Origin of the sequence: Desulfovibrio legallii, assembly GCF_900102485.1 — a bacterium.
In the GTDB taxonomy this organism is placed as follows: Bacteria; Desulfobacterota; Desulfovibrionia; order Desulfovibrionales; family Desulfovibrionaceae; genus Desulfovibrio; species Desulfovibrio legallii_A.
On record NZ_FNBX01000008.1, the window covers coordinates 1 to 17446 of the forward strand.

General features: G+C 66.8%; 15 protein-coding genes and 4 tRNA genes. 7 read left to right on the forward strand and 12 right to left on the reverse strand.

The window, feature by feature from the left end:
* Nucleotides 1-163: 163 nt before the first annotated feature.
* The 3 genes from BLS55_RS06015 to BLS55_RS06025 form a co-directional block, all read right to left on the reverse strand.
* Nucleotides 164-766 (reverse strand): indolepyruvate oxidoreductase subunit beta, encoded by a 603-nt coding sequence (locus BLS55_RS06015; protein WP_092153466.1) that lies wholly within the window; start codon nt 764-766, stop codon nt 164-166.
* A gap of 11 nt (nt 767-777) precedes the next feature.
* Nucleotides 778-2628, reverse strand: a complete 1851-nt coding sequence (gene iorA, locus BLS55_RS06020; protein WP_092153467.1) for an indolepyruvate ferredoxin oxidoreductase subunit alpha — start codon at nt 2626-2628, stop codon at nt 778-780.
* Between the two features lie 213 nt (nt 2629-2841).
* Nucleotides 2842-3582 carry a hypothetical protein gene (locus tag BLS55_RS06025; protein ID WP_180365409.1) on the reverse strand — a complete coding sequence of 247 codons (741 nt, stop codon included), beginning with the start codon at nt 3580-3582 and terminating at the stop codon, nt 2842-2844.
* Between the two features lie 209 nt (nt 3583-3791).
* Here BLS55_RS06025 and BLS55_RS06030 point away from each other — a divergent pair, with 209 nt between their 5' ends.
* From BLS55_RS06030 to BLS55_RS06040, 3 genes are read left to right on the forward strand one after another with little or no spacing between them, the layout of a single operon-like run.
* Entirely contained in the window at nt 3792-5063 is a 1272-nt protein-coding gene (locus BLS55_RS06030) for a glutamate-5-semialdehyde dehydrogenase (protein WP_092153468.1), read from the forward strand.
* Nucleotides 5064-5804: a nicotinate-nicotinamide nucleotide adenylyltransferase gene (locus BLS55_RS06035; protein ID WP_092153469.1), complete on the forward strand. Its 741-nt coding sequence runs from the start codon at nt 5064-5066 to the stop codon at nt 5802-5804. It begins immediately after the preceding gene.
* Between the two features lie 3 nt (nt 5805-5807).
* Entirely contained in the window at nt 5808-6626 is an 819-nt protein-coding gene (locus BLS55_RS06040) for a tetratricopeptide repeat protein (RefSeq protein ID WP_092153470.1), read from the forward strand.
* Between the two features lie 176 nt (nt 6627-6802).
* On the opposite strand, the gene BLS55_RS06045 is transcribed toward BLS55_RS06040, so the two are convergent.
* From BLS55_RS06045 to mutY, 4 genes are all read right to left on the reverse strand, one after another.
* A complete protein-coding gene (locus tag BLS55_RS06045; RefSeq protein ID WP_092153471.1) occupies nt 6803-7534 on the reverse strand; it encodes a hypothetical protein in 732 nt (243 codons plus the stop codon).
* 2 nt (nt 7535-7536) lie between these two features.
* On the reverse strand, nt 7537-8799 hold the full coding sequence (locus BLS55_RS06050) for a sulfite exporter TauE/SafE family protein (RefSeq protein ID WP_092153472.1): 1263 nt from the start codon (nt 8797-8799) through the stop codon (nt 7537-7539).
* An 892-nt stretch (nt 8800-9691) separates the two neighbouring features.
* Complete coding sequence (locus BLS55_RS06055) at nt 9692-11269, reverse strand: TerC family protein (protein ID WP_092153473.1); 1578 nt, start codon at nt 11267-11269, stop codon at nt 9692-9694.
* Nucleotides 11270-11321: 52 nt separating this feature from the next.
* Nucleotides 11322-12431 (reverse strand): A/G-specific adenine glycosylase, encoded by a 1110-nt coding sequence (mutY, locus tag BLS55_RS06060; protein ID WP_257243156.1) that lies wholly within the window; start codon nt 12429-12431, stop codon nt 11322-11324.
* A gap of 152 nt (nt 12432-12583) precedes the next feature.
* Between mutY and BLS55_RS06065 the strand changes: the two genes are divergently transcribed.
* Nucleotides 12584-13090, forward strand: a complete 507-nt coding sequence (locus tag BLS55_RS06065) for a peptidylprolyl isomerase (protein WP_092153475.1) — start codon at nt 12584-12586, stop codon at nt 13088-13090.
* 198 nt (nt 13091-13288) lie between these two features.
* Here BLS55_RS06065 and BLS55_RS06070 read toward each other — a convergent pair.
* The 5 genes from BLS55_RS06070 to BLS55_RS06090 all read right to left on the reverse strand — a co-directional run bounded on the left by BLS55_RS06070 (nt 13289) and on the right by BLS55_RS06090 (nt 15046).
* Nucleotides 13289-13363 (reverse strand) — tRNA-Gly (locus BLS55_RS06070).
* 5 nt (nt 13364-13368) lie between these two features.
* Nucleotides 13369-13443: transfer RNA gene (locus BLS55_RS06075), tRNA-Gly, on the reverse strand.
* A gap of 36 nt (nt 13444-13479) precedes the next feature.
* Nucleotides 13480-13553, reverse strand: a tRNA-Cys gene (locus BLS55_RS06080).
* A gap of 11 nt (nt 13554-13564) precedes the next feature.
* Nucleotides 13565-13639: transfer RNA gene (locus tag BLS55_RS06085), tRNA-Gly, on the reverse strand.
* A 102-nt stretch (nt 13640-13741) separates the two neighbouring features.
* The gene (locus tag BLS55_RS06090) at nt 13742-15046 is read right to left on the reverse strand and encodes a phenylacetate--CoA ligase family protein (RefSeq protein WP_092153476.1); all 1305 of its coding nucleotides are present in this window, start codon (nt 15044-15046) and stop codon (nt 13742-13744) included.
* Nucleotides 15047-15218: 172 nt separating this feature from the next.
* On the opposite strand from BLS55_RS06090, the gene rsfS reads away from it, so the two are divergent.
* From rsfS to BLS55_RS06105, 3 genes are read left to right on the forward strand one after another with little or no spacing between them, the layout of a single operon-like run.
* A complete protein-coding gene (gene rsfS / locus BLS55_RS06095; RefSeq protein ID WP_180365410.1) occupies nt 15219-15623 on the forward strand; it encodes a ribosome silencing factor in 405 nt (134 codons plus the stop codon).
* Nucleotides 15620-17176: a 2,3-bisphosphoglycerate-independent phosphoglycerate mutase gene (gene gpmI / locus BLS55_RS06100; RefSeq protein WP_092153478.1), complete on the forward strand. Its 1557-nt coding sequence runs from the start codon at nt 15620-15622 to the stop codon at nt 17174-17176. Before rsfS ends, gpmI begins: the two co-directional genes overlap by 4 nt.
* Nucleotides 17169-17411: a hypothetical protein gene (locus tag BLS55_RS06105; RefSeq protein WP_092153479.1), complete on the forward strand. Its 243-nt coding sequence runs from the start codon at nt 17169-17171 to the stop codon at nt 17409-17411. The genes gpmI and BLS55_RS06105 overlap by 8 nt, the downstream gene beginning before the upstream one ends.
* The last annotated feature ends 35 nt before the right edge of the window (nt 17412-17446 follow it).

Here is a 17446-nt window from a genome sequence, read left to right on the forward strand (position 1 = left end):
ATCCGGGGCGGCGGGACGCTGCGGATTTTGGTCCCTGGCAAGGAAGCGGCCCCGCCCGGACGGGGATAGTACTCTTAGGTACAGACCCGGCCGGAAAGGGGCCGCTGACGCCGCCAGGGGGCAAAATCCGCGCGTCCCGCCGCCCCGGATGAGATATAATAAGTTATTGGCTACTACTGCCCAACTCCAACGCCGCCAGATTGGAAGCATGCAGCTTGGACGGCAGATATTTTTTGATGGCCGCGGCCAGGGCGTCGGGGCCGAAAGGCAGCAGCCCGGAAGCGCAGACAGCCCCCAGCAGGACCGTATTGCCGCTCTGCACGGAACCGGCCTGGCGGCCCAGAGTCCGGCAGGGCAAAAAGCGGCAGTGCCCGCCCACCTCGCGGGCCTTAGCCTCAATGTGGGCCAGGTCCGGATAAGGGGCCTGCCCCAGGGAGACGCTCAGGGGCGGCAAAGGATCGCTGTTGGAGAAGATGGCCCCGCCGGGCCGCAGGTAGGACAGGCCGCGCAGGGTTTCCAGGGGCTCAAAGCCAAGCAGCAGGTCGGCTTCGCCCAGGTCCAGCTTGGGCGAACGCCAGCCGCCCAGCAGCAGCACGGATTCCACCACGCCGCCGCGCTGGGCCATGCCGTGCACTTCGCCGGCCACCACGTCCAGCCCGGCGTCCAGGGCCGTGCGGGCCAGCAGGGTGGTGGCCGTCAGGGTGCCCTGACCGCCCACGCCGGTAAAATAGATGCGCATTTTTTTCTGCGTGTCTTGTGTGCTCATGGTATTCCCCCTTACCGCTTGCGCGCTTTAAAGGCCGTGGGCGCTATCTGCAGGCAGACCATGCAGCCCGTGCAGAGGGTGGCGTCCACCGCCAGGTCGTCGCCCCGGCGGTAAAAGGCCGGGCAGGCCAGCTCGCGCAGACAGGTCATGGCCGCCTCGCCCTGTTCCGCCACTTCGGCCACCTGCGGCTGCACTTTTTTGAGCTGCCGCCGGGCGTAGAGCACGCAGGGCTCTTCGGTGATCAGCACCCGCACGCCGTGCTGGCCTTTCATTTCTTCCAGGGCGCGGATGACGGCCTTGACGTTGAAGGAACGCACCTTGGCGCACTGGGTCACGCCCAGGGCGCGCACAATGGTCTCAATGTCCAGGTGCTGGCTCATGGAGCCCAGCATGTCCTGCACCATGCCCGGATTGGGCTGGTGGCCAGTCATGGCCGTGGTGCCGTTGTCCAGCACCACCAGGATGATGTCGTGCTGGTTGAACACGGCGTTGGCCAGGCCCGTCATGCCGGAGTGGAAAAAGGTGGAGTCGCCGATAAAGGCTACCACCGGCTTGCCCGATGCCCGCGCAAAGCCGCTGCCCGCTGAAATGGAAGATCCCATGCAGACCAGAAAATCCGCCGTGCGCAGGGGCGGCAGCATGCCCAGGGTGTAGCAGCCGATGTCTGTGGAATAGTAGGCGTCATCGCCGAAGACCTTGCGGGCCGCATAGTACACGGCCCGGTGCGAACAGCCGGGGCAAAGGTTGGGCGGACGGCCGGGCAGGTCTTTCTCCACGGCGCGGGCGGGCTTGGCCGGGCAGGGCATGTCCAGCCAGGCGGCCAGGCGGCGCATGACCAGGGTGGTGGAGTATTCTCCCCGGCCCGTGAGATCCTGATTCTTGCCCTCGATGCGCACGGCAAGGCCCTGGCGCTGGGCCAGGGCGCGCAGGTCGCGCTCCAGCAGGTCCGCGCCTTCTTCCAGCACCAGCACGCGGTCGCAACGGCGCAGAAAATCGCCCAGCAGTTCCGTGGGCAGGGGCCAGGTCATGCCCAGCTCCAGCACGCGGGCGCGGCCTTCCCAGCCGCCGGCGGCCAGGGCGTCCGCCAGGTAGGCCCGGGCCACGCCGCTGGTGATAATGCCCAGGCGCGTGGGGGCTTCCGGCTCGCGCACATGGTTGAAGCGGCTGCCCTCCGCAAACTGGCGGGCCTTTTCCATCACCGCGTCCAGGGCCGCGTGGCGCACGCGGGCCACGGCGGGCACGGGCACGAAGCGGCCGGGATTGCGCGTAAAGGGCGTCTTGGGCTGCAGCGCGGGCAGATCGTCAAATTCCACAGGGCCGCGCATATGGCTGATGCGCGTGGTGGTGCGCAGCATGACCGGCTGCTGCAGCTCCCGCGCCAGGCGGAAGGCCTCGCGCGTCATGTCCTTGGCCTCCTGGGCCGAGGCGGGCTCAAAACAGGGCAACTGGGCAAAGCGGGCATAGGTGCGATTGTCCTGCTCGTTCTGGCTGGAGTGGCAGCCGGGGTCGTCCGCCGTCAGCACCACCATGCCGCCGGGCAGGCCCGTGTAGACGCTGGTAAACAGGGGATCCGCCGCCACGTTGAGGCCCACATGCTTCATGGTCACCAAGCTCATGGCCCCGGCCAGGGCCGCGCCGGCCGCCACTTCCAGGGCCACTTTCTCGTTGACGGAGTATTCCATGCGGTAACGGCCTGCGCCGCCAAGGCTGTGGAAGGTGTCCGGCACTTCGGAAGAAGGCGTACCCGGATAGCAGCTCACCATGTGCACGCCCGCCTCCAGAGCGCCGCGCACAATGGCCTCGTTGCCCAGCAACAGATGGCGCTCCCCGCGAGCGCCGCACAACAAAGGATGTTCGCTCATGCTTCCTCCCGGCCCCGGCGCCTGGCGCGCGGACCGTCATTGGATACTGACCGTACGGCGGCGCGGCCCTGAAGCCGCGCCGCCGAAATACGCTGCAACGTTGCCGCGCTGTTGCGGGAAAAAGCCCCTTTGCGCCCGAAACCGGCGCGCCCTGAGGAGGCCGCCGCGGGACGCGCCCATAAGGGTGGGGCTTTCCCGGCGCACGCTGAAAAATTACTGCGCTTTCTGCGCCTCCGCAGGCGCGGCCTTGGCCGCCTCGGCGGCGTCGGCCTCCTCCCGCACCACGTCGGGGGCCAGCCGTTCCGCACGGGCGCGGAAGTAGCCGCCGCCCGTGCCCTGCGTTTCACGCGCCAGCGCCAGGTAAACCTTGGCGGCCTCCCGCGGCTGCCCGGCAGCGGCGGCGACCTCGGCCAGCATCTGCCTGAGCTGCGGCGCGCGTACCTCGCCCGGCAGGCCGCTCTGCAGCTTTTGCAGCAGGGTCAGGGCCTCCGCGGCCTTGTCCTGCCGGAGCAGAGCCCCGGCCTCGTTGAGCCCGGCGGCCAGGCCCAACGCGCCCCGGGGGTCATCAAGAGCGGCGGCGGCATAAGCCTGCGCGGCCACTTCGGGCTGGTTTGCGGCCAGGGCGCTCTCACCCAGGGTCATGCGCACGGCAAAGCGGACGGAGCCGTGGGCCTCTTCAGCCAGCTTCTGCAGGGCGGCCATCTGGTCCGCCCCGCTCTGGAGCAGGGCGATGCGGGCCAAATCCTCGCGGGAGGCCTCCCCGCGCGAGGTATGGTACCAACGCCAGACGCCAGTGCCGCCCAGCACCAGCAGAAACAGCACCACCACCCCGGCAATGACCCCGGCGTGGCGCAGCATGAATTGCAACAGGGGCGCGCTTTCCGCGCTCACTTCGGATTGGAGGTCGCGCAGCAGGGGCGAGTCTGGCGCGCCTTGATTCTTTTGCGGATTCATGTATCAAAACTCCTTAGGGGGGCCGACGCCAAAGGGGAAGCGCGTCGGCGCGGACATGGGCGCAAGCTCTTTTTATAGGCACAAGCCGTTCCCCTGTCAAAATAAATATCCCTGTAACATCCGCCCCCGCCGGGACCGTGCGGCGCGCCTTTCCCGTCCTGCGGCGCGGGCGCGTCGGCCGCCGACGCGGGGCCCGGCAAGGAGAGCACATGACATTGGCGGAAGCAACGCACGCCCTGGGCGTTCGGGCACGGCAGGCCGCCCGCCTGCTGGCCAAGGCCAGCCCTGAAGCCAAATCCCGGGCCCTGCTGCGGCTGGCCGAGCTGCTGGAAACGCACGAAGCCGCCGTGCTGGCGGCCAATGCCGCGGACGTCGCCGCGGCCCGCCAGGCCGGGCAGGACGCCCCAAGGCTGGACAGGCTGACCCTGACCCCGGCCATTATGGCGGAAATGCGCGCCGCCTGCCGTCATGTGGCGGCCCTGCCCGATCCCGTGGGCGCCACGGAACGGCAGCGGCAACGGCCCAACGGCCTGCTGGTGGGGCGTATGCGCGTGCCCCTGGGCGTCATTGCCATGATTTACGAGGCCCGGCCCAATGTCACTATCGATGCGGCCATCCTTTGCCTCAAGGCGGGCAACGCCGTAATCCTGCGCGGCGGCAGCGAGGCCCTGGGCTCCAATAAAGCCCTGGCCGCTCTGCTGCGGCAAGCCCTGGAGGAGACGGATCTCCCCGCCGACGCGGCCCAGCTGGTCACCCTGCCGGGGCACGAGGCCGTTACCGCCCTTTGCAAGCTGGACGCCTTTATTGACGTCATGATCCCGCGCGGCGGCGAGGGCCTGGTGCGCGCCGTTACGGAAGCGGCCACCATGCCCGTGCTCAAGCACTTCAAGGGCGTCTGCCACGCTTTTGTGGACGCGGATGCGGATCTGCCGCAGGCTCTGGAAATCGTGTACAACGGCAAGGTGCAGCGGCCCGGCGTGTGCAATGCGCTGGAGTGCCTGCTGGTCCACAAGGACGCGGCCGCCGCCTTTCTGCCCCTGGTGGGGGCCCGCCTGGGCGCGGCCGGGGTGGAGTTCCGGGCCTGCCCGGCATCCTTCCCGCTGCTCGCCGCCGCGCCTGAGGCGCAGGTCACGCCCCAGCGGCCCGACGACCTGGGGCAGGAATTCCACGCCCTGGTCCTGGCCGTGCGCGTGGTGGACGACCTGGACGCGGCCCTGGAGCACATTGCCCGCTACGGCTCCAACCACACGGAAATCATCTGCACCCGCAGCCTGGAGCACGCCCGCCGCTTTCTGCGCGAGGCGGACGCCTCCATGGTGGCTGTCAACGCCTCCAGCCGTTTCAACGACGGCGGCCAGCTGGGCCTGGGGGCGGAAATCGGCATTTCCACCTCCAAGCTGCACGCTTACGGTCCCATGGGGGTTGAGGAGCTCACCACCACCAAATTCGTGGTGCTGGGCCAGGGGCAGGTGCGGCAATAGATGCCCGCGGCAGGGACGCGGGACGGCACGGCGGCGGGCGCGGCGCAAGCCGAAGCCTGCGGCGGCCTGGCCGTGCTGGGCGGCAGCTTCAACCCCCCGCATATAGGGCATCTGCGGCTGGCCATTGAGGTTCGGGAGCTTCTGGGCAAACGGGCGCGCGGGGTGGATCTGGTGCCCTGCGCCGTGCCACCGCACAAGCGCGCGGCAAGCCTGCTGCCCTTTGAGCTGCGCGCCGCCATGCTGGAGGCGGCCCTGGCCGACCTGCCGGACCTCAACTGCAACCGGCTGGAAGGCCGTCGGCCCGGCCCTTCGTATACCTGGGACACGCTCTGCGCCTACCGGCGGGAACAACCGGCAACAGAGCTCTATTTTGTGCTCGGCAGCCCCAACCTGCCCTTGCTGCCTACCTGGCGCAACGGCCTGGCCCTGCCGGAGCTCTGCCACCTGCTGGTGGTGCCGCGCGAGGGGCAGGACGCGGCTTTTTTTGCGGCTACGGCCCGCCGCCTCTGGCCCGCCGCGCGGGAGCGCGCGCCCCTGCTGCCGGGCTGCCCCAGCCTGGAGCTGCCGGGCGGGGGGCTTGCGATTTTTGCGCCCCTGCCCTGGTTGGACGTAAGCGCCTCGCGGGTGCGGCGGCTCTGGCTGGCCGGGCGACGGCCCGATTTTCTGGTGCCCCCTGTGGTGCTGCGCATGCTGCGGGCGGCGCGCCCCCTTGTTCTGGAGCACTGGCAAGAAAAGGATTGATCCATGCTCACCACCGCCCCCAAGGAAATTCGTGAAAACGTGGCCCGCGCCACAGGCTATCTACGCCGCGACGAAGTGGAGCGCGCCCTCCTGACCATGGCCGAGGCCCTCAAGCGCTACGCGGGCGTGCGCCTGCTGCGCTCCGCCCGGGCGGAGCTGGACATCCAGATCGACGAATTTCTTGTCGCCCTTGTCCACCACCGCGGCATGCAGCCCCTGCTGGATCCGGCGCAGACCGGCAAGCCCCGCGCCATCCCCTTCCAGGCGGGCAAAGAGGCCGCCCTGGCCACGGTGCTGGAAGGGCTGGCCAAGATTCTTCAGAAGGAGAGCGCCCAGGCGGAACAGCAGGAGAACGCCGCCCGGCAGGAGCGCAAAAAGCAGCTCATTGCCGCGGGCCTGCGCTTTCTGCAGGAGGGGCAGACGGCCAAGGGCCGCGCCTTTCTCAAGCGGGTGGCGGAGGAATTCAGCGACGAAAAGGACATCCGGCTGCAACTGGGCCAGATTTTCGCCGCCGCCGGGCAGGATACGGAGGCCGCCGCCATGTACGAGGAAGCCATGGAGGCCCAGCCCCGTGAAGCCGCCGCCTACACCGGGGCCGTGGCGGCCTGGCTGCGCCTGCACGAATACGAAAAGGCCGAGAACGTCTATAAGGCCGTGCTGCGCACCTTCGGCGGGCACCCCGCCACCTTCGGCAAAATGGCCAGAATGTATCTGGAGTGGCACAAAAAGCAGGCGGCCGAAGACGCCGCCCTGCGCGCCCTGCAGGCCGACCCCCAGCAGCCCGACGCCCTGGAAGTGCTGGACGCCCTGCGCCGCCGCTGAAGCCGGGGCGGAAAAGCGGGGAAGAAACGTCGCCCGCCGCGCAAAGGATGCCTGAACATTCTTTGCGCGGCGGGCTTTCCGTATGGGACGGCGGAAGCCGGAGGACGGCAAGGGCTCCACCGGGGCCCGCGGGCCGCCGCCGAAGACCGACGACGGGCCCCGACGGGCCGTAAGCGTTAGCTTTCCTGCTTGACCTTGGACTTGGTCATGGCCAGGCCGATGCCTTCAAAAAGCTCAAAAATGGCAAAGCCGTACCACAGGGTATAGAGCACATAAAAGATGAGCATGGCGCTCATGAGCCAGACGTGGTCCGCCACCTTGGCCGGCGTCACGCTGTAGAAGTTGTTGCCGGGCTCCACGGCGCGGCGCACCACATGGTCCACCACCTGGGCTTCGGCCACCAGCTTCTGCTTCTGCAGTTCCTTGATGGCCGGGCTGAGCACATACCACCAGGCGGCGGAGGACTTGAGAGCCGGGGCCCCATCGTACTTCTGCGAAACGGCCTCGGCCTTGTTGTGGTACAGGGCGTCGGCGTCGTCCGTGGCGGAAGAGAGGATGACGCCCAGGTCGCCGCTGAAGGTCACCTTGCCGTCGGCTGCGCTTACGTCAACGGCTCCGGCCTTCTGCAGCACCTGCACGGCCATGGGGGCCAGTGCGGCCTTCTTGAGCTTGACGGTCAGCGTCACCTGTTTGCCGGCCACGGTCTTGATGTTCTCACGCACGCCGGGGATGAAGTAGGAAGAGCCCTTGGAAAGCTCGTTAAAAACGTTGTCCGCATACTGCAGGCCGGTCATGTGGTTGCCGTATTCGTCGCGCATGACGGGCGTCAGCAGCACGCCGAAGAGCACCAGGAACGAGATGAGCAGGAAGCTGCCCCGCAAAAAGGGGCCTTTCTCGTGGATAAGCATAATCAGGCCTCCCCTCTGAGCTTGCCCAGATTAAGGAAAAACTTGCTGAACACCCACAGGCCGAAGAAGGCCACCACCACCCAGAAGACCACGTTGCCCACGTCCTCGATGATGCCCACCACACTGGGCGACCAGTGCAGCACCTCCATTTCCACCAGCTTCTTGGGCAGGGTGGTAACGCGGTTGATGAAGCCCGCAATGATGGAGATGGCGTAGAAACCGCGGATGTGGATGCCCTTGACCACCTTGGTGGTCAGCGCGCCGATCTGGATGCCCAGCAGGGAGCCCAACAGCATGCCGACGGCCAGGGTGTAGAACACGTAGCCGTAGATGGCGTACTGGCCCACGGCCGCGAAACCGGCGGTGAAGATGATCTGGAGGATATCCGTGCCCACGGTGGTCATGGAGGAAACGCCGAAAATGTACACGAACATGGGGAAGGTGACGAAGCCGCCGCCCACGCCCATAATGGCGGCCAGAAGGCCCACCACCACGCCGCCGCAGGCCACTATCCAGCCGGAAATGCGCCGCCCGCCGGGCACCAGGTCTTCGTCAAAGGTGATCATGGGGGGCACGGTCAGGCTCTGCAGCTTGACGGAAACGCCCGTGAGCCCGCCGCCGCCGCCGTGGGCGTCCTGGCTGGCGGCCTTGGGGCCGCGGCTGCTGCGCAGAAAGTCAAACAGAGCGTAAAAACCCAGAAAACCCAGCAGCACGGCATAGATGGTGCTGATGAAAAGCTCGGAAAGCAGCGGATCCTTATTGTACAGCCCCTTATTGATAAAGCCGCCGATAAAGGTGCCGATAATGGAGCCGAACAAAAAAGCCACAGCCAGCTTGCCGGAAACGTTGCCCAGCTTTTTGTGCACCGTGGTGCCCATGATGGCCTTGGCGAAGATGTGGAAGAGGTCCGTGCCCACGGCCAGAATGCCCTTCACGCCCACGGCCATAAGGGCGGGCGTGATGATGAAGCCGCCGCCTGCCCCGATACAGCCGGTAATGAGCCCGGCGGCCAGGCCTACGGCAATGGAGGCCAGAAAGATGGTGGTGGTGTAGAAGGCCGGAGCGTAGGCCGTCTTGCCGCCCAGCATTTCGTGATATTCGTAGGCTTCGGCCAGGCAGCCCGCCAAGATGGGCACGGCCAGGGCCAGCAGAATGAGCAGCTTTTTTCGGTTTCGCAGGATGGAAGTGGAAACTTCCAGATCCCATTTGGCGTAAGCCTGCGAGCCGCTCAGCAGAAACTCATACACCTGTCTGCCGAATCGCATACACTCCTCCCATGCAAGATTGTGTCGGCACAGGGCCGGAAAACGGGGCCACAAACCAGTTGTACAAAAGCCGCACGGCGCGTCCCGCGCGGCAAGATGCCGCAAAATGCCTTTGGAAAACGTGCGCCAATCTTGTCATGCCAAAGAACAGGGCCCTGGGCGCTCCCGGCCCTGCGGGCTGCGCGGGGCGGCGTGCCGCCTGCCGCGTCCCGCGCGTTTCTCCGCTGCCCCGCAATGCGCGCCCGGCACCCCCCGTGCGGGGAAGAAGCCTGGACGCAACGCCCGCCCAGCAGCCGGGAAAACGCTGCACAGGCGTACCCTGACATATCCTCAGACTGTTGTAAAAGAAATTTATCACGAGCGGAAGCCCTCAAGCCCCACTTTTCGCGTCAGACCACATATTGCGCGTTGCCCCGGCGGACGCGGTTTTCCTGCTGCCGTGGGCGCACAAGGGCTTGCGCGGCGTTCTTTGCGTGACACGGGTTAAATGTGAAAAAAATATTTTTTGCGCGCAAAAAACCGCTCTCTGCCCCTTTCCGCCAGAGCCGCAGGCGGCCCGCCTGACGGGCGCAAACGCAGGGCCCAAGGGCTTACGCCCTATTCTGCATCCTGCACTATCCGCACGCGAGGGGCAAGGGGTTGCCGTGAACGGGCGGCGCAAAAATGCCGCCAGAGCCTGCCGCATGGGAGGGCTTTGGTGTAGACTAGAGGCTTTGGCGGCTCGCCAACGGATGCCCGCCACAAAGGCGCAGCGCTGCTGTGCGGACAAAAGCCGCAGCGGTCCCTGCCCGGCGCTGCGCAAATGCGGTCTCAAAGGCGGCAGACGTGAAAGGAAGAACAGGGCGAAACGGGAAGCAGCCTCAGGCCTGCGGCAGGCCCAGCCGAGGGGGCGTCAGCGCTTCTTGCGCCCCACGCCTGCGGGGAGGGTTTTTACGGCGCGCACCGCATCGACGCGGTGTCGATCCATGCGCAGGATTTCCAGCTCCCAGCCGTAGTAGATGAGGCGGTCGCCTTTGACGGGGATGCGGCCCAGGCGCTCCATAATCAGGCCCGCCAGGGTGGCGCTGGAAAGACGTCTGGGCAGGGGCACGCTCAGCCAGGAGGCGAAGAGGTCCACGCTCAGACGGCCCGGCATAACCCAGCTGCCGTCTTCGCGGCGGCAGGCCTCAGGCCCGGCGGGCATGTCGCCCATCTGCCCGGCCAGCATGCTGAGCAGCTCGGCCGGGGTCACCACGCCCACCACGTCGCCGTACTCGTCGCGCACAAAAGCCAGGGGCACCGGGTGGGTGCGGAAGTTGTCCAGGATGACGGGCAGGGGCGTGTGCTCAAAAATCGTCGGCGCGGGGCGCACAAAGGCTGTCAGATCAAAGGGCGCGCCCGGCGCGGGGGGCGGGGCGGCCAGAAGGTCGCCGGGGCGCACTACGCCCAGCACTTCGTCCGTATCCCGGCGCAGCACGGGCAGCCAGGGCAGGTTCGCCTCCGCGGCAAAGCGGCTCACGGCCTTGCGGTCCGCACGGCTGTCCAGCCAGCGCACCCGCTGGCGCGGGGTCATGATGAAGCGCGCCGTGCGGCCGCCCAGGCGGATGACCCGGGCCACCATGTCCCGCTCCTGCGGGGCGAAGAGCTGCCCGCCACCTTCCCCGGCCAGGGCCGCCGCGTCCAGCTGCGCATCGCCGGAAGGCACGCCGCCGCCCAGAAAATTGAGGATGACCCGCGCGGTGGATTCGCGCATATCCCGCATGCTGAAGCGCCGCCGCCGGTTGCGCAGAGCCCACTGGTTGCAGCCCTCAACAAGGATGGAAAAACCGATGGCCGCGTACATGTAGCCCTTGGGGATATGGTAGCCCAGGCCATCGGCCAGCAGGCTCAGGCCGATCATGAGCAGAAAGCCCAGGCAGAGCACAATGACCGAGGGGTGCCGCTCCACAAAACGCAGCAGGGGCGCGGCCGCCAGCACCATGATGGCCATGGCCGCCACCACGGCCAGCATCATGATGAACACATGCTCCACCATGCCCACGGAAGTGATGATGGAATCCAGCGAAAAAACCGCGTCCAGCACCACGATCTGCAGGATGACCTGCCAGTAGCCCACCTGTCGCTCCGGGCCGGAAAAACTGCCCGCGCGCCCTTCTACCCGGTCGTGCAGCTCTGTGGTGCCCTTGAGCAGCAAAAACACGCCGCCGCCCATAAGAATCAGGTCGCGGGCCGAAAAGCCGTGCCCGCCCAGAACGAACAGGGGCGCAGTCAGCGTGACCAGCCGGGCCATGAAGGCCAGCAGAACCAGCCGCATGAGCAGGGCCAGGGCAATGCCCGTGAGAAAGGCCTGCCGCCGCCGCACTTCGGGCAGCCGGGTGACCAGAATGGAAATGAACACCAGGTTGTCCACGCCCAGCACCACTTCCAGCAGCACGAGCGTGCCCAGACCCACCCAGGCGGCAGGGTCCGCAATCCAGGCAAAATCCCACATCAGACGACTCCGGGGCCGCGGCGGCAGGGCCGACGGTCAGGGGGCGGCGTATTCATTGATTTTTTCCGGCAAAAAGCCTGTCCGCCAGTTTGCGGTGCGCCGCGGGCATGGCCAGGGCTTCCAGATCCGCCGGGCGCACCCAGCGGCATTCCGTGGCGGCGGTCAGCTGCGCCGCGGGCGTCTGCCCCGCCGCCGCCAGGTCAAGGCCGAAGCAGTGCAGGGTCAACCGGTAGGTGGTGTAGCCGTGCCGAATAATGCCAAAGGTTTCGGCCACGCGCACGGCAAAGGCGGTTTCTTCCATAAATTCGCGCACAACGGCCGCTTCCGGGCTCTCGCCCGGCTCCACCCGGCCGCCGGGGAACTCCCAAAGGTTGCCCCACACGCCGGAGGGCGGCCGCTTCTGCACAAAAACCAGGCCCGCGCGCCGCAGCACGCCGGTGACGGCCTGCACGGGCTTGATGACGGCCCGCTTGCCCGGCACAGGGCGCTGCTCCGCAATGCCCAGGTGACGGCTGATGCAGAATTCCGCCAGGGGGCAGACCTCACAACGCGGCTTTTTGCGGCAGATCAGCGCGCCCAGCTCCATCATGGCCTGGTTGTGCTCCCGCGCGCGGCCTTCAGGCACCAGGCGCAGGGCCCAGCGCCGCACCACGCCGGCGGCGGGATCCTGCTTCACCGGGCTGTCCACATCAAAGACCCGGGCGATGACCCGCTCCACATTGGCGTCCACGCAGGGCAGCTTTTCCCCGAAGGCGATGCTGGCGATGGCCCCGGCCGTGTACGGCCCCACGCCCGGCAGGGCGCGGATGGCCTCCAGATCGGAGGGAAAGACGCCCCCGTGCTCGGCCACGATCTTGCGGGCCGCGGCCAGCAGGTGCCGCGCGCGGGAATAGTAGCCCAGGCCCTCCCACTGGCGCAGCACCGCTTCCTCGTCGGCCGCCGCCAGGGCGGCGATGTCGGGAAAGCGGGCCATCCAGCGATTGAAGTAGTCCACGCCGCGCTCCATCTGCGTCTGCTGGAGCATGACCTCCGAGACCCAGACCTCATAGGGCGTGTAATTGACGCGCCAGGGCAGCCGCCGCTGATTGACGGCAAACCAGTCCAGCAAAGCGCGCCGGAGGCGCGGGATGTGCTGCTCCGGCGGCGAAAAAGGCCGCAACATGTCGGCGGAAGCGCCCGCAGGCGCTGACGGGGATGGATCCATGCACAAGAGCATAGCCCTTCGGTCGGGCATTGTCATCCGCCCCGCCCTGCCCTATAGTGCGCGCAAGAGCGGCGCTTGCGCCCGCATACCCCACGTTGCAAGGAGCGAACATGGCCGACAATCCCACGGTGCTGCTGGAGACCTCCTCCGGCGATATTCTGGTGGAGCTCTTCCCTGAGCAGGCTCCCAAAACCGTCGCCAACTTTCTGCAGTACGTTGATGACGGGTTTTACACCAACACCATTTTTCACCGGGTCATCCCCGGCTTTATGGTCCAGGGCGGCGGGCTCTCCGCCCGCATGGATGAAAAGCCCACCCGCGAACCCGTGCCCAATGAGGCCGACAACGGCCTCAAAAACGCGCGCGGCACCCTGGCCATGGCCCGCACCCGCGACCCCCACAGCGCCACCGCCCAGTTCTTCATCAACCTGGTGGACAACGATTTTCTGGACCACACCGCCCCCACCCCCGACGGCTGGGGCTACTGCGTGTTCGGCAAGGTGACTGAAGGGCTCGACGTGGTGGACAAAATCGCCAAGGTTAAAACCAAAACCCTGGGCTTTCACGAAAACGTGCCCGTGGATATGGTCCTTATTACCGGCACCAGCCGGTTTTAGGGCCCTTCACGGTTCCGCCGCGCAGACAGGGGCACAGCGTTCCGCCGGGAGCGCGCGCCCTTGTCTGCGTTATGGCCCGCTGAAAGCGCCTGCCCCGGTCTTTGGTGTAGCCCCGATTACCTTTGGTGTAGACCCGAAAACTCGCCCTTCCCATACAAAAAGCCCTTACAGCCAATGCTGTAAGGGCTTAAAAATCTCTGGAGCGGGAAACGGGATTTGAACCCGCAACCTTCAGCTTGGGAAGCTGACACTCTACCGTTGAGTTATTCCCGCAAAAGTGGAGCGGGAGACGGGATTTGAACCCGCGACTTCAACCTTGGCAAGGTTGCACTCTACCACTGAGTTACTCCCGCAAATATGCAAAACGGCGCTGCGTACAAAGAGCATTCTGGAGGCGGCATCCAGATTTGAACTGGAGATGGAGGTTTTGCAGACCTCTGCCTTACCACTTGGCTATGCCGCCAATAGGAAAAGTGGAGCGGGAGACGGGATTTGAACCCGCGACTTCAACCTTGGCAAGGTTGCACTCTACCACTGAGTTACTCCCGCTCAGCGAGGAATCCTTTTATCCGGCTTGCCCCCCAGTGTCAAGCCTGCTGTGACATTTTTTCCCGCAGGTTACAGAACGCTGCGCATGGCCGCACGGGCTGTTCAGTCCTTGGGGCGCTTGTCCACAATGCGCTGGGCCTTGCCTTCCGAGCGCTGGATGGAGTGCGGCTCCATAAGCCGCACCTTGGCCGTGACGCCCAGGAACTCCTTGATATTTTTCTGCAAGCGCTTCTCCAGCGACTGCAGCTTGCGGATCTGGTCGGCAAAGAGGCTGTCGCTCACCTCCACGCACACTTCCAGGGTATCCAGGTTGTCCGCCCGGTCCACAATAATCTGATAGTTGGGCGTAAGGCCCTCGCTCTCCATAAGCAGGCCTTCGATCTGCTGCGGGAAGACGTTGACCCCGCGGATAATGAGCATATCGTCGCTGCGCCCCTGCAGGCGGGAGATGCGCACATGCGTCCGCCCGCAGACGCAGGGCGTATAGTCCAGGCTGGTAAGATCGCGGGTGCGGTAGCGCACCAGGGGGATGCCCTCCTTGGTGAGGGTGGTCAGCACCAGCTCGCCCACCTCGCCGGGGGGCAGGCTCTCGCCCGTAACCGGGTCGATGATTTCCGGCAGGATGTGGTCCTCCCACAAATGCATGCCGCATTTGGCCTCCCGACACTCCATGGCCACGCCCGGCCCCATGACTTCAGAAAGGCCGTAGATGTTCATGGCGTCGATGCCCATTTTTTCTTCAATATCCCGGCGCATGGCCTCGGACCAGGGCTCGGCCCCGAAGATGCCCACCCGCAGGGGCAGCTCGCGAAAATCCACGCCCACTTCCCGCGCGGCCTCCCACAGGTGCAGGCCATAGGACGGCGTGGCGCAGAGCACGGTGCTGCCGAAGTCCCGCAGCAGGGAGGCCTGCCGCCGCGTGGCCCCGCCCGAGGCGGGCACCACCGTGGCCCCCAGGCGCTCGGCCCCGTAGTGCGCGCCCAGGCCGCCCGTAAACAGGCCATAGCCGTAGGCCACATGCACCACATCCGTGCTGTTCACGCCTGCGGCGGCCATGCTGCGGGCCATAAGCCCGGCCCAGGTTTCCAGGTCGCGGGCGGTGTAGCCTACCACCACGGCCTTGCCCGTGGTGCCGCTGGAGGCGTGCAGGCGCACAATGTGGTCCCTGGGCACGGCAAACAGGCCGAAGGGATAGTGGTTGCGCAGGTCCTGCTTTTCCGTAAACGGCAGCCGCCGCACGTCGTCCAGCGTTTTGATGTCGTCCGGGGTAACGCCCACTTCCGCGAAGCGTTTGGCGTAGAACGGCACTGTGGCGTACACGCGGGCGCAGAGATTGCGCAGACGGCGCAGTTGCAGCGCCTCCAGTTCCTCGCGCGGCAGGGTTTCCTGTTGCATATCAAAAAGCACGGCCCTCTCCTTGGATTGCTGACAGTGGCGCAAAAATCCGCGTCCGGGGCGACGTCCGGACGCGGCCGTACAACCGGCGTATCGGTTTGGTATGCCGCAATGCGCCGGTGCGGTCAATACGGCGAGCGGCCCGGCATTGCTCTCCGCCCGGCTTTACGGTATGTTTTGCGCTATGGAAAGCACAACCCCACCCGCCGCCCCAGGCACAGGCTCCCCCAGGCGTCATTCGGCCCTCTCCGTGGCCGCCCGCATGGCGGACGTGGCCCGCTGGCTGGAAGAGCACAAAGCCCTCAACGTGGTCAGCCTGGACCTCAACGGGCAGAACGCCTTTACCACGGCCCTGGTCATCGCCAGCGCCGGTTCGGCCCGGCACGCCCGCAGCCTGGCCGACGGCCTGGGCGAACTCTGCCGCCTGCGCAACTACGAATACCTGCGCACCGAAGGCTATGCCGCCGGCCAGTGGATTCTGGTGGATATGAACGACTTGGTGGTGAACATTTTTCAGGAGCCCATGCGCGCCCTTTACGGCCTGGAGGCCCTCTGGGGGGCGCACAACGCCGGGGAGGCGCGCCCATGACGACATCCCGCGCGCGCCTTACGCCCACCCTGCTGCTTATCCTGGACGGCTGGGGCCTGGCCGCGCCCGGCCCGGGCAACGCGCCCTGGCTGGCCAAAACGCCTCAGCTGGACGCGCTCAACGCCGCCTGCCCCCACTCCCGCCTTGCGGCTTCGGGCCGCGACGTGGGCCTGCCCGCGGGCTACATGGGCAATTCCGAGGTGGGGCACCTCAATATCGGCGCGGGCCGCATCGTCTACCAGGACATGACCCGCATCGACCTGGCCCTGGAGGACGGCAGCTTTGCCGCCAACCCCGCCATTACGGCCCTGCTGGACGCGACGGCCCGCACCGGCGGGCGGCTGCACCTGGCCGGGCTGCTCTCCGACGGCGGAGTGCACAGCCACATCCGCCACCTGGAGGCGCTCTGCGCGCTGGCCCACGCCCGCAACATCCCCGTACGGATCCACTGCTTCATGGACGGCCGCGACCGCGACCCGCACAGCGGCGCGGACTACATGCGCGCCCTGCTGGCGGCCGTCAAAGGCCAGCCCGCCGCCCGCGTGGCCAGCATGACCGGGCGCTACTACGCCATGGACCGCGATAAGCACTGGGAGCGCCTGACCCTGGCCTGGCAGGCCATGGTCCACGCCCGGCCCCTGACAGACCAGGACCCCGTGGCCGCGGTGGAGGCCGCCTACCAGGCGGGCGTTACGGACGAATTCATCCAGCCCGTCGCCTTTGCGGGCGAGGACGCGCCGGGCATGGCCGACGGCGACGCGCTCTTCTTCTTCAATTTCCGCGCGGACCGCATGCGCCAGATGGTGCAGGCCTTTATCCAGCCGGATTTTACGGGCTTTGACCGGGGCCGCGTGCCCGCCCTGACGGCTGTGGCCTCCATGACCGCCTACGAAGCCGATTTCAACATCCCCGCGGCCTTTCCCAAAGAAGCTGTCCGCGGCGGTCTGGGCGAGACTGCGGCCGACCACGGCCTGCGCCAGCTGCGCCTGGCCGAGACGGAAAAATACGCCCACGTCACCTACTTTTTCAACGGCGGCGCGGAAGCGCCCTTCCCCGGCGAGGACCGCATCCTGGTGCCCTCCCCCCGCGAGGTGGCCACCTACGACCTCAAGCCGGCCATGAGCGCCGCACAGGTGACGGACAGATTTGTGGAAGCCTGGAACAGCGGCGTCTATGATCTGGTGGTCTGCAACCTGGCCAACGGCGACATGGTGGGCCACACCGGCGTGCTGGACGCGGCCGTGCAGGCCTGCGAAACCGTGGACCAGTGCGTGGGCCGCATGGCCGCGGCCGTCAAAAGCCGCCAGGGCCGCATGCTCATTATTGCGGACCACGGCAACTGCGAAACCATGCTCACCCCGGACGGCCGCCCGCACACGGCCCACACCACCAACCCCGTGCCCTGCATCCTGCTGCAGCCCGAAGGCTTGCCGCGCCCCCTGGCCGACGGCCGCCTGGCCGACGTGGCGCCCACCCTGCTGGGGCTTTGGGGACTGCCCCCTTCCCCGGCCATGACGGGCCGCGACCTTACAGGAGAGCTTACCCGTGGCTGAACCCAGACGCCCCATAGAACCCGTGGCCCCGGACGGCATGGAAATCCTTTTCTTTTACCAGTGCCCCGGTTGCGGCAAGCATGTGCCCCAGGCCAGCCCCACGGAACCGCGCATGGTGCGCTGCCCCGGCTGCGGCCAGCCCTTCCCCATCATCCCGGTAGACGAACACAGCCTGCACTATGTGCGCATCATGCTGGCCGACGGCAAGGCCGCGGCTGACCCGGACTTTCTGTAGGCCGGCTCCCGGCCGAGCCCTGCGCCCGCGCTTTG

Excerpts from the sequence above, each read along its gene's own strand:
- BLS55_RS06040 (WP_092153470.1), top strand. The coding sequence starts at position 5,808 with ATGCTCACCACCGCCCCCAAGGAAATTCGTGAAAACGTGGCCCGCGCC.
- BLS55_RS06025 (WP_180365409.1), bottom strand. The coding sequence starts at position 3,582 with ATGAATCCGCAAAAGAATCAAGGCGCGCCAGACTCGCCCCTGCTGCGC.
- BLS55_RS06030 (WP_092153468.1), top strand. The coding sequence starts at position 3,792 with ATGACATTGGCGGAAGCAACGCACGCCCTGGGCGTTCGGGCACGGCAG.
- BLS55_RS06045 (WP_092153471.1), bottom strand. The coding sequence starts at position 7,534 with ATGCTTATCCACGAGAAAGGCCCCTTTTTGCGGGGCAGCTTCCTGCTC.
- BLS55_RS06035 (WP_092153469.1), top strand. The coding sequence starts at position 5,064 with ATGCCCGCGGCAGGGACGCGGGACGGCACGGCGGCGGGCGCGGCGCAA.
- BLS55_RS06015 (WP_092153466.1), bottom strand. The coding sequence starts at position 766 with ATGAGCACACAAGACACGCAGAAAAAAATGCGCATCTATTTTACCGGC.
- iorA (WP_092153467.1), bottom strand. The coding sequence starts at position 2,628 with ATGAGCGAACATCCTTTGTTGTGCGGCGCTCGCGGGGAGCGCCATCTG.
- gpmI (WP_092153478.1), top strand. The coding sequence starts at position 15,620 with ATGACGACATCCCGCGCGCGCCTTACGCCCACCCTGCTGCTTATCCTG.
- BLS55_RS06065 (WP_092153475.1), top strand. The coding sequence starts at position 12,584 with ATGGCCGACAATCCCACGGTGCTGCTGGAGACCTCCTCCGGCGATATT.
- BLS55_RS06050 (WP_092153472.1), bottom strand. The coding sequence starts at position 8,799 with ATGCGATTCGGCAGACAGGTGTATGAGTTTCTGCTGAGCGGCTCGCAG.
- mutY (WP_257243156.1), bottom strand. The coding sequence starts at position 12,431 with ATGTTGCGGCCTTTTTCGCCGCCGGAGCAGCACATCCCGCGCCTCCGG.
- BLS55_RS06055 (WP_092153473.1), bottom strand. The coding sequence starts at position 11,269 with ATGTGGGATTTTGCCTGGATTGCGGACCCTGCCGCCTGGGTGGGTCTG.
- rsfS (WP_180365410.1), top strand. The coding sequence starts at position 15,219 with ATGGAAAGCACAACCCCACCCGCCGCCCCAGGCACAGGCTCCCCCAGG.